General features: G+C 62.0%; 17 protein-coding genes. 5 read left to right on the forward strand and 12 right to left on the reverse strand.

The annotated features are described in order from the left end of the window. Position 1 precedes the first annotated feature (1 nt). The 8 genes from X757_RS150635 to X757_RS150600 form a co-directional block, all read right to left on the reverse strand. Positions 2 to 730, reverse strand: coding sequence for a GXGXG domain-containing protein (locus X757_RS150635; RefSeq protein WP_023668551.1), 729 nt, complete (start codon positions 728 to 730; stop codon positions 2 to 4). 4 nt (positions 731 to 734) lie between these two features. Next, complete coding sequence (locus X757_RS150630; RefSeq protein WP_023668550.1) at positions 735 to 1631, reverse strand: glutamine amidotransferase family protein; 897 nt, start codon at positions 1629 to 1631, stop codon at positions 735 to 737. An 84-nt stretch (positions 1632 to 1715) separates the two neighbouring features. Continuing rightward, positions 1716 to 2033 carry a hypothetical protein gene (locus tag X757_RS150625; protein ID WP_023668549.1) on the reverse strand — a complete coding sequence of 106 codons (318 nt, stop codon included), beginning with the start codon at positions 2031 to 2033 and terminating at the stop codon, positions 1716 to 1718. After that, on the reverse strand, positions 2030 to 2719 hold the full coding sequence (locus X757_RS150620) for a hypothetical protein (RefSeq protein ID WP_023704841.1): 690 nt from the start codon (positions 2717 to 2719) through the stop codon (positions 2030 to 2032). The genes X757_RS150625 and X757_RS150620 overlap by 4 nt, the downstream gene beginning before the upstream one ends. A gap of 42 nt (positions 2720 to 2761) precedes the next feature. After that, positions 2762 to 4156 (reverse strand): APC family permease, encoded by a 1395-nt coding sequence (locus X757_RS150615; RefSeq protein WP_023668547.1) that lies wholly within the window; start codon positions 4154 to 4156, stop codon positions 2762 to 2764. 14 nt (positions 4157 to 4170) lie between these two features. Further along, positions 4171 to 4332 (reverse strand): hypothetical protein, encoded by a 162-nt coding sequence (locus X757_RS1000000166560; RefSeq protein ID WP_023668546.1) that lies wholly within the window; start codon positions 4330 to 4332, stop codon positions 4171 to 4173. Positions 4333 to 4359: 27 nt separating this feature from the next. Continuing rightward, positions 4360 to 4737: a hypothetical protein gene (locus tag X757_RS150605; protein WP_023668545.1), complete on the reverse strand. Its 378-nt coding sequence runs from the start codon at positions 4735 to 4737 to the stop codon at positions 4360 to 4362. A gap of 28 nt (positions 4738 to 4765) precedes the next feature. Continuing rightward, the gene (locus X757_RS150600) at positions 4766 to 5053 is read right to left on the reverse strand and encodes a hypothetical protein (protein ID WP_023668544.1); all 288 of its coding nucleotides are present in this window, start codon (positions 5051 to 5053) and stop codon (positions 4766 to 4768) included. A gap of 283 nt (positions 5054 to 5336) precedes the next feature. Between X757_RS150600 and X757_RS150595 the strand changes: the two genes are divergently transcribed. Genes X757_RS150595 through X757_RS150580 form a run of 4 tightly spaced genes read left to right on the forward strand, consistent with a single transcriptional unit; the run spans position 5337 to position 9121 of the window. Next, on the forward strand, positions 5337 to 6470 hold the full coding sequence (locus tag X757_RS150595) for an aminomethyltransferase family protein (RefSeq protein ID WP_023668543.1): 1134 nt from the start codon (positions 5337 to 5339) through the stop codon (positions 6468 to 6470). 42 nt (positions 6471 to 6512) lie between these two features. Next, positions 6513 to 7109 carry a dimethylamine monooxygenase subunit DmmA family protein gene (locus X757_RS150590; protein ID WP_023726362.1) on the forward strand — a complete coding sequence of 199 codons (597 nt, stop codon included), beginning with the start codon at positions 6513 to 6515 and terminating at the stop codon, positions 7107 to 7109. Further along, positions 7106 to 8071: a PDR/VanB family oxidoreductase gene (locus tag X757_RS150585; protein WP_023687064.1), complete on the forward strand. Its 966-nt coding sequence runs from the start codon at positions 7106 to 7108 to the stop codon at positions 8069 to 8071. Before X757_RS150590 ends, X757_RS150585 begins: the two co-directional genes overlap by 4 nt. Before the next feature lie 9 nt (positions 8072 to 8080). Beyond that, the gene (locus X757_RS150580) at positions 8081 to 9121 is read left to right on the forward strand and encodes a DUF3445 domain-containing protein (protein WP_023687065.1); all 1041 of its coding nucleotides are present in this window, start codon (positions 8081 to 8083) and stop codon (positions 9119 to 9121) included. A gap of 122 nt (positions 9122 to 9243) precedes the next feature. On the opposite strand, the gene X757_RS150575 is transcribed toward X757_RS150580, so the two are convergent. Further along, positions 9244 to 9954 carry an XRE family transcriptional regulator gene (locus tag X757_RS150575; RefSeq protein WP_023687066.1) on the reverse strand — a complete coding sequence of 237 codons (711 nt, stop codon included), beginning with the start codon at positions 9952 to 9954 and terminating at the stop codon, positions 9244 to 9246. A gap of 267 nt (positions 9955 to 10221) precedes the next feature. On the opposite strand from X757_RS150575, the gene X757_RS150570 reads away from it, so the two are divergent. Then, positions 10222 to 11580 carry an NAD(P)-binding domain-containing protein gene (locus X757_RS150570; RefSeq protein ID WP_023709929.1) on the forward strand — a complete coding sequence of 453 codons (1359 nt, stop codon included), beginning with the start codon at positions 10222 to 10224 and terminating at the stop codon, positions 11578 to 11580. A 41-nt stretch (positions 11581 to 11621) separates the two neighbouring features. Here X757_RS150570 and X757_RS1000000165740 read toward each other — a convergent pair whose 3' ends face one another. The 3 genes from X757_RS1000000165740 to X757_RS1000000165745 form a co-directional block, all read right to left on the reverse strand. Next, the gene (locus X757_RS1000000165740; RefSeq protein ID WP_023726363.1) at positions 11622 to 12416 is read right to left on the reverse strand and encodes a hypothetical protein; all 795 of its coding nucleotides are present in this window, start codon (positions 12414 to 12416) and stop codon (positions 11622 to 11624) included. A 154-nt stretch (positions 12417 to 12570) separates the two neighbouring features. Beyond that, on the reverse strand, positions 12571 to 12708 hold the full coding sequence (locus tag X757_RS1000000167955) for a hypothetical protein (protein ID WP_023726364.1): 138 nt from the start codon (positions 12706 to 12708) through the stop codon (positions 12571 to 12573). Between the two features lie 4 nt (positions 12709 to 12712). Continuing rightward, the gene (locus tag X757_RS1000000165745) at positions 12713 to 13513 is read right to left on the reverse strand and encodes a hypothetical protein (protein ID WP_023726365.1); all 801 of its coding nucleotides are present in this window, start codon (positions 13511 to 13513) and stop codon (positions 12713 to 12715) included. Between the last annotated feature and the right edge of the window lie 2 nt (positions 13514 to 13515).

The following is a 13515-nucleotide window of genomic DNA, read 5'->3' on the forward strand; positions in this document are numbered from 1 at the left end:
CTCAATACGCGTCGGCGTTGTCGATATTGAAATTATAGAGCGTGCGCGCCGAGCCGTAGCGCTTGAACTCCGACGGCTTGACGCCAGTCACGCCGGCGCGGTCGAGCAGGCCTTGCAGCAGTTCGATATGCTCGGGCCGCATCTCCTTGGCGATACAGTCGGCACCCAGGCTCTCGACCTTGCCGCGCACGAACAGCCGCGCCTCATAGATGGAATCGCCAAGTGCGTCGCCGGCATCGCCCAGCACCACCAGATTGCCGGACTGCGCCATGAAGGCCGACATGTGGCCGATATTGCCGTGCACGACGATGTCGATGCCCTTCATCGAGATGCCGCAGCGCGAGGATGCGTTGCCCTCGATGACGAGCAGCCCGCCCTTGCCGGTGGCGCCGGCATACTGGCTGGCGTCGCCCTTGATGACGATCGAGCCCGACATCATGTTTTCGCCGACGCCAGGTCCGGCCGAGCCGTGCACGGTGATGGCAGCGCCGTCATTCATCCCGGCGCAGTAGTAGCCGACGCTGCCGCGCACATCGATGCTGACAGGCTGGTCGACGCCGACCGCAACCGAATGGCTGCCCTTCGGGTGCAGCACTTCCCACGCCGTTTCGTTGGAGCCGGGCGTCAGATTGTGAAGCGCCTGGTTGAGCTCGCGCAGCGACGACACATCAAGATCGAAGACCCGGGACGCCTGGTCTTGCGCCGCCTTCGAAAGTTTGGTTGCCGGCATGGGCTCAATGCTCCCAGAAATAGACGGTTGCGGGTTCCGGCTCCCAGACCCTCGCATTGTCTATGCCGGGCAGCTTGGTCAGCGCCCGATATTCCGAGCCAAAGGCGACATACTGGTCGGTCTCGGCCATGACGGCGGGCTTGCAGGCGATCGGATCGCGCACCACGCCGAAACCGTTCTTGGTGCCGACGACGAAGGTGAAGAAGCCGTCGAGGTCGGACAGCGTGCCTTCCAGCGCCTCGCCGAGGTTCTTGCCATGCGCCATCTGCGAGGAGAGATAGGCGGCGGCGACCTCGGTGTCGTTCTCGGTCTCGAATTTCATGCCCTCCCGCACCAGCTCACGCCGCACATTGTTGTGGTTGGACAGCGAGCCATTGTGCACCAGGCACTGGTCGGCGCCGGTCGAGAACGGATGCGCGCCCATAGTGGTGACGGCCGATTCCGTCGCCATGCGGGTATGGCCGATGCCATGCGTGCCGGTCATCGAGCGGACGTCGAAGCGGTCGACGACCGCTTCCGGCAGACCGACTTCCTTGTAGATTTCCACCGCTTCGCCGGCGCCCATGATGCGCACGTCGGGGCGGATTGACTGCAGCGCTTCGCGCGCGGCATCGACCTTGTCGGGCGCGGTTCTCAACACTGCATGGGTGGACTTCACCGCTATGCTCACCGGCGCGCCGATGGCCTTCGCGAGTTCGGCGTCGAGGCCGCGGAAATCGCGCTCGGGCTTCGCGGACTGGATGGTGATCTTGGCTTCATTCCTGGAAGGCGCGCCATAGATGGCAATGCCGGCGCTGTCGGGGCCGCGATCGCTGAGCGATATCAGCATCTGCGACAGCATCGAGCCGAGCTGCGGCTCAAGCGACTTGTCTTTCAGAAAAAGTCCGACGATTCCACACATGTCAGCCTCCCGACGTTACCACTAGACGATGATGTATCGAATGCGTCGTGCGAATTCAATCGTATGAAAAAAATATTCCTGTAGTTACGTATCCGGCTCGATGCGGCCTTGTGAACTATCGCCGCCGTCGCGGGCGCTGTGAATCCATGTGGCGGTGCGGATGCGGGCTATTCTGTAGGCATCGAGGATCGACAGCGCATAGATCAGGAAGCCGCCGGCGTGGCGGCCGACGAAGCTGGCATCGGCCGGCGCGATCTTGGCCGTCACCCAGGCGAGGATCACCATGAAGAACAGGAACTGCAGGCCGCGCACGGGCACGCCCAGAATGACGTGGCCGCTGGCCGGTAAGACGATGGCAGCGCCGAGCACCAGATACGGGTTTGTCGGTGCGGGTGCGCTCATGCGACCTGCCTTTCCTGTCGGTTGATGGCATCGCGCAGCACTGAGGCCGAGGTCAGCAGTCTCTCGACCAGCGTTGGATCCAGCCTTGCGCCGCCGAATGCGGCCTGCCGGAACACGCCGTAGCGCGCCCGCTCGGCCTCGGCCAGCAGCCAGACGATGCGCACGCCGTTCGGGGTGATCAAGAGTTCCTTGGCGCGGCCTTCGGCAAAGATGTCGAGATGGCTGGCGATCAGGTTCTGCGGAAAGCGCGCCGCCCTGAGGTCGGTTCGCAGCACGGCTTCAGCCGGAAATCCCGGAGCCTTCGGCAGCGTATGCTGAAGATGATCGAAATTGGAGAAGGTCGTCGGCGAGCCCGGCCGCATCATCATGTCGAAGGTCGCCGGCACCGCAACCGGCTCTGTGATCGTGACACTCAACCATCGCGCCGGCAGCTTTCGCGTTGCCAGCGTGTCGACGATGGTGCGCAGCTGCACGCGCTGTCCGTTCCATGTGCCGGCCCAGGTGACAACGCCGGCTGTGCCATCGGAGACATCAACGGCATCTGTGATGACGGTCCGGATGCTGGCTGCCTCGGCTGCAAGATCAGCCTTGGCCTTTTTGCGGCTGGCGCGCGTATGCCAGGCGAGGTGCAGGACGAGAGCCACGGCGACCGCCCCGGCCAGCAATGCTGTCGTCACGTCAGACACCTCGTCACGCCATGCCCGCCCAGACCGGCAGGCCCTCTCCTGTCAATAGCCCTGCGGCTTCGGCCACGGCATGGTGAACTGGTCGCCGCGGCGCACATAGCGGTAACGGTAGAAGTGGAACCACAGCGAGATCAGGAAGTAGAAGGCGACCATGGCGATCAGCTGCGTGCCGTAGCCGAGGAAGATCGCAAAGAAGGTCACCACGCAGAGGCAAAACAGCACGATCGCCGGGATCGGGTGGAACGGGTGCGTATAGCCGCGGCGGATCGTGCCCAGCGGCCACTTTTTGCGGAACATCATGATGTTTATGCTCATGAAGGTGTATTGCAGCACGCCCGACAGGATTGAGAAGGTGATCGCCTGGTTGAGGTCGGCGATGAAGGCGAAGGCGAGCGCGATCGGCAACAGGAACAGGATCGAGCGATAGGGCGTGCGGTATTTCGGGTGCACGGCCGAGAACCATGTCGGCAGATAGCGGTCGCGTCCAAGCGAGAACCACGCGCGGGCCGCATCGTTGATACAGCCATTGGCCGACGCCAGTGCCGCGAGCAGCGTGGCGACGAACAACAGGTTTTCCAGCAGCGGGCTGCCGGTCAGCTTGCCGGCGTCCCACAAGGGATAATAGGTGATACCGAGGTACTCCCAGGGCATCAGCGAGGCGCAGACATACCAGGTCATGGCGGCGGCGATCAAAAGCGTGATCATGCCGGCCATGGTGCCGTAAGGCAGCGAACGCGCCGGCGAGCGCACTTCCTCGGCGGCCTGCGTGGTGCCTTCGATGCCGAGATAGTACCAGATGCCGAACTGGAAGGCCGCGATGACGCCGATCCAGCCATAGGGCAGCGCATTGCCGGGGGTGACCAGTTCGTTGAGCTTCAGCACAGCACCCTGCGTCCAGGGGCTGACCGAGAAGAACAGGATAACGATCGAGACATAGGCTATCGCCGTGATGACGAAGTTGACGTTGAGCGTCATCAGCACGCCGCGATAGTTCAGCCATGCCAGCACGACGATGGTGGCGGCAATGAAGGAGTTGTGGGTGAGCCCTTCGACGCCGGCCTTGGCGACGATGGTGTCGCCGAGCAGGATGGCGTCCGAAACCTCCAGCATGGTGTAGGCAAAGACCAGGAACAGCGCGACGTTGAAGGCCATCAGCGGCCCGACAATGTGCTTGGCCTGCGCGTATTGGCCGCCGGCGGCGGCAACCGTCGATGTCACCTCGGAGTCGATCATGGCGACCGAAGTGTACAAGAGCCCGACCACCCAGCAGACGATCAGCGCCGCCAGTGCGCCGCCCTTGTCGGCCGAGAAATTCCAGCCGGTGAATTCGCCGACCAGCACGATGCCGACGCCAAGCGCCCAGACATGGGCCGGGCCGAGCACGCGTAGCAGTGAAACCCTGTCGCCGTGTATTGCCGGTTCAAGCGTGATCGTCATTGTTCAATCCCCACTCAGATCCGGTGTTTTTCGGAAGCGGCTTCAAGCTCGCCTTCGCGCGAGGAAGTCAGCACCTCCTCGGAATAGGTCGTGTCGATCTTGAACCAGTCGTAGAGCATCCACAGCGCAAGCACGACCGAGATGCCCCACGATGCGTAAGAGAGTGCGACCCACATGAGCGTGCTTCCCCAAAATCTCTGGCGTTACTTGTCGTCGAACTTTTCGTTGATGACGTCGCGATATTCGCGGTCGGAGGCGCGGAACAGGAAGACGAAATAGCCGATCAGCACCGCCGCCATGATGATCAGCGTCGGCCAGTCGATGATGTAGTGGAAGCGGTTCTGGATGATGTCGTGCGCGGTCTCCGGCGTATAGCCGAGCTTTTCCCAGATCGAGGCCATGGTCGGGTTCTGTCCCAACGCTTCCCAGGTTTTGGCATCGAGCGCGTCGATGGATTTCGCCGCACCCGCCAGGCCGAGTTTCAATGGCAGCCACAGCGCCACGAAAATGGCGACCACGACGACCACGATATCGAAAATCTGCCCGGCCTTGCCTTGTTCCGGCGGCGTGTAGCGCGACATGACTTCTACCCCTCAGGACGTTCTGTTTTCAGGACTTGCGGTTGCGGGCCGCGTCGGCGTTCTTGATGTCGAGACCGTAGATGAAGTCCTTGTCTTCCTTGTAGTGATTGACCATCGCCAGGATGGCGGCCGTATTGAAGATCAGCACGGCGGCGGCAGCGATAGCGACGACGATCTTGATCCCGGTGTCCGGGATGTAGGGCCATGTCATGACAAGCACGAAGAGGATCGTCGCCCAAAGGCAGATGATCAGGAGCGCGGATCCGCGCAGGTCGGAACGGTACAGCGCTTCGATGCGCTGCTGCAGGTCTGACATCGGTTTCCCCTTTTCCAGCGCCCGACCCCGAATTGGCCGCCCGCTGCCCTCTTTCAACAGAGTGAAATTTTTTTCATAAATTCGGGCCGAATCCAGCAATTGTCAAGCCGATTTTACGTTGGGTTAACCGTTTGTCCCCAGCCGCGAATTTTGCCTGACAATGAAATTATTTGCTTCCGGGGATTGCGGCATCAGGACGTTTGCGATCAATATTCGACCAAATGCTCCCGCCTCGCGCAGGGAGCCGGGAACACAATAGAATTTTCGAACGGAGGATTTGCGGATGACGGCATCCTGGAGATTTTCGACCCTGGCGGATCGCCATCGCGCGTTAGGCTCGAAGCTCGAAGACTGGAGCGGCATGGGCACCGCCTGGACCTACGACAAGGACGCCGACGAGGAATACACCGCCATCCGCACCAGGGCCGGGCTGATGGATGTGTCGGGCCTGAAGAAGGTTCACATCACCGGGCCGCACGCCTCACACCTCATCGACCTGGCAACGACGCGCGACGTGGAGAAGATCTATCCCGGCAAGTCGGCCTATGCCTGCATGCTGAACGAGGCCGGAAAATTCACCGACGACTGCATCCTCTACCGCACCGGGCCGAACGCCTGGATGGTGGTGCACGGCTCCGGCACCGGCCATGAGGAATTGCAGCGCGCTTCCGTCGGCCGCGACGTATCGCTGCGCTTCGACGACAATCTGCACGACCTGTCGCTGCAGGGACCGACCGCGGTCGACTATCTCTCAAAGCATGTGCCGGGCATTCGCGACCTCAACTATTTCCATCATATGCAGACGCAGCTGTTCGGCTTTCCCGTCATGATCTCGCGCACCGGCTATACCGGCGAGCGCGGCTACGAGATATTCTGCCGCGGCCAGGACGCCGGCACGATCTGGGACAGGATCCTCGACGAGGGCAAGAGCGCCGGCATCATTCCGTGCCGCTTCACCACGCTCGATATGCTGCGCGTCGAAAGTTATTTGCTGTTTTATCCCTATGACAACTCGCAGAAATATCCGTTCGAGAACGAAGGCCCCGGCGACACGCTGTGGGAGCTCGGCCTCGACTTCACCGTCAGCCCCGGCAAGACCGGCTTTCGCGGCGCCGAAGAGCATTACCGCCTCAAGGGCAAGGAGCGCTTCAAGATCTACGGCGTGCTGCTCGACGGCAAGCAACCCGCGGATGAGGGCGCGCCGGTCTATCGCGACGGCAAAAAGGTGGGCGTGGTCACCTGCGCCATGTATTCGCCGCTGGTCGAGAAATCGATGGGCATCGCCCGCCTCGACGTCGACTGCGCGGTCAAGGACACCAAGCTCGAGATCCGCAACAAGAGCGGTTCGATCAGGGCGACGGCGCAGCCTCTGCCCTTCGACGATCCCAAAAAGACCAAGCGCACGGCGAAAGGCTGAGGCACAATCGACAGCGAGGGGTTTCGAGGTACGAAGTAGAGAATGGCAGCCAAAACGATCATCAGCCGGCCCATTTACGGAACCCTGTCCCCGCAGCCCGGCAAGCATCATCTTTTCGTGGCGGATGCGGAAGGCGCGCTGGCGATCGTCGATATGGCAAGGACGGCGCCCCCCGGCTTCTTCGACGGCGCCGAAATCGTCTTCATTCCCGGGGCCGACGGCAAGCACGTTGCCGCTCTTGAGGCACTGAAGTCCGCGCAATTTCATGTCGCGCCAACCTTCGCCAGCCTGCTGCCCCGGCTGAAGCAGACGCTTGCCAACGCGCATATGGGCCTGCGCCTCTATCTCGCCGGCACCGAAGGGCTGATCGGCCAGGCCATGCAGGTGGCGCTCGAAGCCGGCATCGATCATACCTCCACGCAGACCGAGCATCGCGGCTCATTGGCGCGGCGCATGCAGTGCGTGCATTGCAAAGGCATCACCGAAAATGTGACGACGCAGCCGGCCACCTGCGCGCATTGCGGCCTGCTGCTTCTGGTGCGCGATCATTATTCGCGACGGCTGGCAGCATTCCAGGGCGTCTGCATAAATGCCGAGGATCGCTCGGAGATCCCTCCCATAGAGGAGGTCTTCCCATGAGCACCGGCACCACCAAGCTCGATGTCGTCGTCAGCGACGTCGTCCCGGTCAACGAACTGGTGACGCGCTTCCATTTCCGCCGCCGTGACGGTGAGCTTTTGCCGACCTTTTCCGGCGGCGCCCATGTCGTGGTCGAGATGCGCGATGGCGACCGCACAAGGCTCAATCCCTATTCGCTGATGGGATCGCCGCTCGACACCCGCGAATACACCATCTCGGTGCGCCGCGACGATGTCGGCCGCGGCGGCTCGTTGTTCATGCACCGGAGCGTCAAGCCTGGCCTGGAGATGGTGGTCAGCTACCCCGTCAATCTGTTCTCGCTCGACCTCAGGGCAAAGAAGCATCTGATGCTTGCCGGCGGCATCGGGATCACGCCGTTCATGGCGCAGACCGCGCAGCTCGCCGGGTCCGGCGGCAATTTCGAGCTGCACTACACCTGCCGCACCGCCTCGCTCGGCACCTATGCCGATGTGCTGCAGGAGCGCTATGGCCGTCGCGTCCGGCTCTATCACGACGACCGCGACGAGCGCATCGAACTCGACCGTCTCTTGTCCTCGCAGCCGCTCGGCACCCATCTCTATGTCTGCGGCCCGGCCGGCATGATCAACTGGGTGCGCGAGCGCGCTGCGGCTCTCGGCTGGCCGGCGGAGACCGTGCACTACGAGCATTTCGCGGCACCCCAGCCCGGCCTGCCGTTCGACGTCACACTTGCCGTTAGCGGCAAGACCATCCGCGTCGGCGAGCAGCAGAGCCTGCTCGAAGCGATCGAGGCCGCCGGCGTCGATCCGCCCTATCTCTGCCGCGGCGGTGTCTGCGGCCAGTGCGAGACCAACGTCGTCTCGTATGACGGCAAGTTCATCCACAACGACCACTGGCTCAGCGAGGAAGACCATCGTTCCGGCTGCAAGATCATGCCGTGCGTGTCGCGCTTCGAAGGCAAGTCGCTGGTCCTGGAAAGATAGGAGGCCAGCTTGGGCATCACCTTTCGCAAGGAAACGTTTCGCGACGATTTCACCTTCAGGAACAGCCCGGAACACATCAGGCGGTTTCCGTTCCCGTTCCACGAAGACGCCTACATGTATGCGGTCAACATCGAGCCGCATGTGGTTGGCCCCAAGGGCAGCGTTCTGGAAAACCTGATCGACGTCGACGAGCACTATGTCGCCGAGATGCAGGACCGTGCACTGGTGCTGGCCGACGATCCGCTGCGCTGCCAGTCGCTGCCGCATATGACGCTGGCCGGCTGGGACCTGCTCGAACTTTTGATGGAGCAACAGGCACTTGGCTATCCCGAGCATTTCACCCTGACCCGCGACGGCGACCGCTGGCGCTGGATCAACCGGCCGCTCGGCATCGACGACACCTTCACCTTCGGCGACACCTCGACACTGCCTTACGGGCCGATGGAGTACATCACCCGCCAGAGCCAGGGTGATTTCTGCATTCTCGATCAGCGCGACGGCAATCTTTGGATGGACGCCGGCATGGTCACCACTCAGGCCGACTGGTCGCTCGATTTCGACATCGGCATGAATTTCTTCGAATGGCACGCGCCGGTGCCGCTGGCGCATGAGAAGGGGATTTTCGTCAGGGCGCTGAAGTTCCTCACCAACATCCAGCAGGGCAAGCCGGCGCGGCGTCTCAACTGGACGATGACCATCAACCCGCGCCTCGACACCAGTCCGGAGAATTACCACAAATGGGGCCCGGACCGCGCGACGGTGACGCCCGAAAATGTCGGCGACAAGGTGCATCTGCGCGTCGAACTGCAAAGCTTCTGGCGCCTGCCGCGCTCGAACGGCATCGTCTTCCCGATCCGCTGCTATCTGATCAAGATGGACGAACTGGTGACACAGCCGAAATGGGCAAGGCGACTGCACCGGGTGATCCGGGATTTGCCGGAAGAGCTGGCCACCTACAAGGGCCTGACGCGGTATCGGCCGACATTGGTGGAATGGCTGTCGAAGCTGGATGATGGCAGTGCGACGTCACCGGGGTTCGGGCCGGACTAAAGGCCCCCTCATCCGGCCGCTGCGCGGCCACCTTCTCCCCGAGCGGAGAAGAGATCGCCAGCGCTGACGCCAGACTCCTCTCCCCTCGGGGCAATCCGGGTGAGCGGGCTGCGGCGGTCCGACTACCCCGCGCTCTGCGGATAGCAAATAATCGACAGATACCGCATCGGAAGTTTCGTCAGTTGCTCCGGCCCGTGCGGCGCGTCGGCGTCGAAGAACAGGCTGTCGCCCGGCTTCATCGGATAGAGGTTGCTGCCGTGCCGGTACACCACCTCGCCCTCCAGCATATAGAGGAATTCCATGCCCTCATGCTGGAAGGTCGGGAACACATCCGAATCCTCGGTCAGCGTAATCAGATAGGGCTCGACGACGACGCCGCTGGTGTTGGAGCCGATATGGCCGAGCAGATTGTATTGATGGCCGGCGCGGGTGCCGCGGCGTTCGACATCTAGCCCTTCGCCGGCCTTGACGAAGACGGCGCTGCGCTCTTCCTCGAATCGGCGGAAGAAGGCGGTGACGGGAACGCCGAGCGCCCTCGACAGCGCCTGCAGTGTGGTCAGCGACGGCGAGGTGATGCCGTTCTCGATCTTCGACAGCATGCCCAGCGAAATATCGGTGGCGACGGCGAGATCGGCGACGGTGATGCCGAGCTTCTTGCGGAAGGCGCGCACCTCGCGCCCGATCGCCACCTCCAGCACTTTTTCGCGCGTGTCGCGAATGGCGTGCGGATTCTGCGTCAGCGGCGCGCGGATGGTTTTTCCGTCCACGGAGGCCTTTGCCGGTGGCTTTGCCCTTGTCGAAGCAGTCTTGGAATCGGAACTTGTCTTCGCCATCTCGCCTCCGAATCCCCATGATTATTTCACTCCAGGTGAACATATTCGGTGCCGATACAGAAACGCAACCGCGCAGCAAGCCCCTTAAGTCGAATGGTGTCCGAACAGGATTTACGCCGTCATCCGTTTTTCCGGAAATCCGCTGGGGCGAAACGCGGTTTCTCCACAAGGCCTGTTGACAGCATCCAAGAGGCAATTACTGTCCTGTGAGTGAAATTTGTTTCGTAAGAGCAATTCCAAAAATCGAATGACACCGGGAGGCCTGCCATGAAAACGCGCGTTGCCGTCATTGGAGCGGGGCCATCCGGTCTGGCCCAGCTCAGGGCCTTCAAGTCGGCTGCCGACAAGGGCGCCGAGATCCCCGAAATCGTCTGCTTCGAAAAGCAGTCGGACTGGGGCGGCCTGTGGAACTACACCTGGCGCACCGGCCTCGACGAGCATGGCGACCCCGTCCACGGCTCGATGTACCGCTACCTCTGGTCGAACGGACCGAAGGAATGCCTGGAATTCGCCGACTATACGTTCGAGGAGCATTTCGGCCGCCCGATCGGATCCTACCCGCCGCGCGCCGTTTTGTGGGATTACATCAAGGGTCGCGTCGAGAAATCAGGCCTGCGCAAATGGGTGCGCTTCAACAGCCCGGTGCGCATGGTCACCTTCTCGGACGAGAGCAGGAAATTCACTGTCACCGCGCATGACCGCACCAACGACGTCACCTACTCCGAAGAGTTCGACAATGTCGTCGTCGCTTCCGGGCATTTCTCGGTTCCCAACGTTCCCTATTTCGAAGGCTTTTCGACCTTCAACGGCCGTATCCTGCACAGCCATGATTTTCGCGACGCCATGGAGTTCAAGGGCAAGGACATACTGATCATCGGCCGCTCCTATTCTGCCGAGGACATCGGCTCGCAATGCTACAAATACGGCGCCAGATCGATCACCTCCAGCTACCGCTCCAAGCCGATGGGGTTCAAATGGCCGGAGAACTGGAAGGAAGTGCCGCTGCTGCAGAAGGTCGTCGGCAAGACGGCGCACTTCAAGGACGGCACCACAAAAGATGTCGACGCCATCATCCTGTGCACCGGCTATCTGCATTCCTTCCCGTTCCTCACGGAAGAGCTGAAGCTGAAGACCGCCAACCGCATGTGGCCGGACGGGCTCTATGAGGGCGTCGTGTGGGAGAAGAACCCGAAACTGTCCTATATCGGCATGCAGGACCAGTTCTACACTTTCAACATGTTCGACGCCCAGGCCTGGTTCGCCCGTGACGTCATCATGGGCCGCATCAAGCTGCCGTCGGGACAGGCGATGGCCGAGCACGGCGCCAAGTGGCGGGCACGCGAAGAGACACTGGAAGACGCCGAGCAGATGATCTGGTTCCAGGGCGACTACACCAAGGAACTGATGGACCAGACCGACTATCCCGGCTTCGACGTCGAGGCGGTCAACCAGACCTTCATGGAATGGGAGCACCACAAGGCGGAAGACATTATGAGCTTTCGCGACCACGCCTACCGCTCGCTGATGACCGGCACCATGGCGCCATTGCACCATACGCCCTGGCTGCAGGCGCTGGACGACTCGATGGAAAGCTATCTCCAGGTGAAGGGCGTGGCGGCGGAATAGGTCGGCGTGATGCAAAACAATGCGCCGGCACCGGCCCAGTTTCAATTCAGAGGGTAGTCGGGAGCCGCATCGGTCTCCGTCACCTTGACCCACACCAATTCGCTATAATAGGCACCCTCCGGGCCGGTGCCGTACATAGACAGCCTGTCAGCCATCAGCAGATGTGTCATGTCGTTGAGTGCCCGGCCGGTCGGCTCCTCGGGCCAGGCGAAGACGCCGTCGGTTTTGGCGCCGAACCTCACATCGGTGCATCCGAAATCGATCTCGACCTTCCACGACAGCAACGGCCTGATATCGCTGAGCGGCGGGCGCGGCGGATCGGGCTGCTCGAAGTGATGGTCGACCGAGACTCTCGTCGGCACTGCCGGCGTGATGCCTTTGGCTTTGAAGGAGGCGATGGCGTCGTCGCCAAATCGTGCGAGCAGGCCAGCGTGCCATAACCGGTAGGTCGCGCGGAAAAAGCCGCTGACCCGGATAGATTTGCCATCGTTGTTGAAGACGTTCACAGCGGCGTAGAAACGGCGCAGTCGTGGCGCCAGCGCCCGCCAGTCGCATTCGGCCGGTGTCCCCGGCGTCGCGATGAAATCGTTAAGCAGATCGCTGCCGCGCACATTGGCGTTCAGCACCGTGCAATCCTCACCATGGATATGCCAGTGCCGCCGGAGCTCGGCTGCTGCGATGCCAGGCTTGCGCAGCTCTTCCACCGAGGCGCGAACCCGAGCAATCGCGTAGGACGTAGCCGCATCCAACGTCTCAAACCCCGAAACCACATGCTCGCTGGTTTTGGCCATGTCGAAGACGACGACAGTAAAAGGCGGTTTGCGCTGATCGGGCATTCGGCAGCAAGCTCAGGCTGGTCGAGGATGAAGCAGCTTTCCGCGCGAAAATGCGTCAAAGTCAAGAGCTGGAGCGCGGCCTGCCATTTCCAGAAGAGGCGAACTCCAGAAGAGGCGAAACCGTCTATCCGAGCCGTGCTTGAGCTTTCGCGGCTCAGGGGTCGAAGACCGACCGCGATGATGTCGATGGCAGGTTGTTGCCAGCCCGCGACAATGCCGCGACTTTGGACAGTGCGACCAACACTTCCTGGCCGAGATCGCGTGTGCCGGCCACGGGGCAGGTGATGATCATCACTTCAATCCAGCGGATAGTCGGGAGGCGCCTCCGTCTCGGTCACCTTGGCGGTTAGTATCTCGCAGTCGTTGGCCCAGTCGGGGCCATCGCCGCGCATGGCCATCATGTCGGCCATCAGCAGGAACTGCATGGTTCTGAGCGCCCAGTCGGTGGGCTCTTGCGGCCAGGCGAAGATTCCGGCGGCGTCGCCGCCGAACTTCACGTCATGGCAGACAAAACCGACCTCGACCTTCCAGGATCGCAGCGTCACGCCTGGCGGCGGGTAGGGCGGGTCGGGAAGCTCGAAGTAATTGGCGACCATGAGCTTCGTCGGCTCCGCCGGCTCGATCCCCTTGGCCTTGAAGGCGGCAATGGCGTCGTCGCCAAAGCGCTCGAGGAGGCCGTCTCGCGTCAGCCTGTAGGTCGAGCGAAAGAAGCCGCCCGCCCAGACGGATTCGTTGTTGCCGTTGGAAATCAGCAGCGAGGCGCGGAAGCGGCGCAGCCTTGGCGCGAGAACTTGCCAGTTGCATTCGGCCGGCATCGACGGCGTCGCAATGAAATCGTCGAGTAGATCGCTGCCGCGCACTCCGGCGTTCAGCACCGAACAGTCTTCGCCATAGAGGTGCCAGAGCTGGCGAAGCTCAGCAGTGGCGATGCCGGGCTTGCGCAACTCCTCCACCGAGGCGCGAACCCGCGCAATGGCGTAGGACGTCGCCGCCTCCAGCGTCTCAAACCCCGAAACTACGTGCTCCCCGTCCGGCTCGCCGGTCTTGGCCATGTCGAAGACGAGTACGGCAAAAGGCGGTTCGCCGGGATTGGACATTC

This window comes from Mesorhizobium sp. LSHC412B00 (genome assembly GCF_000503035.1).
Taxonomy (GTDB): Bacteria; Pseudomonadota; Alphaproteobacteria; order Rhizobiales; family Rhizobiaceae; genus Mesorhizobium.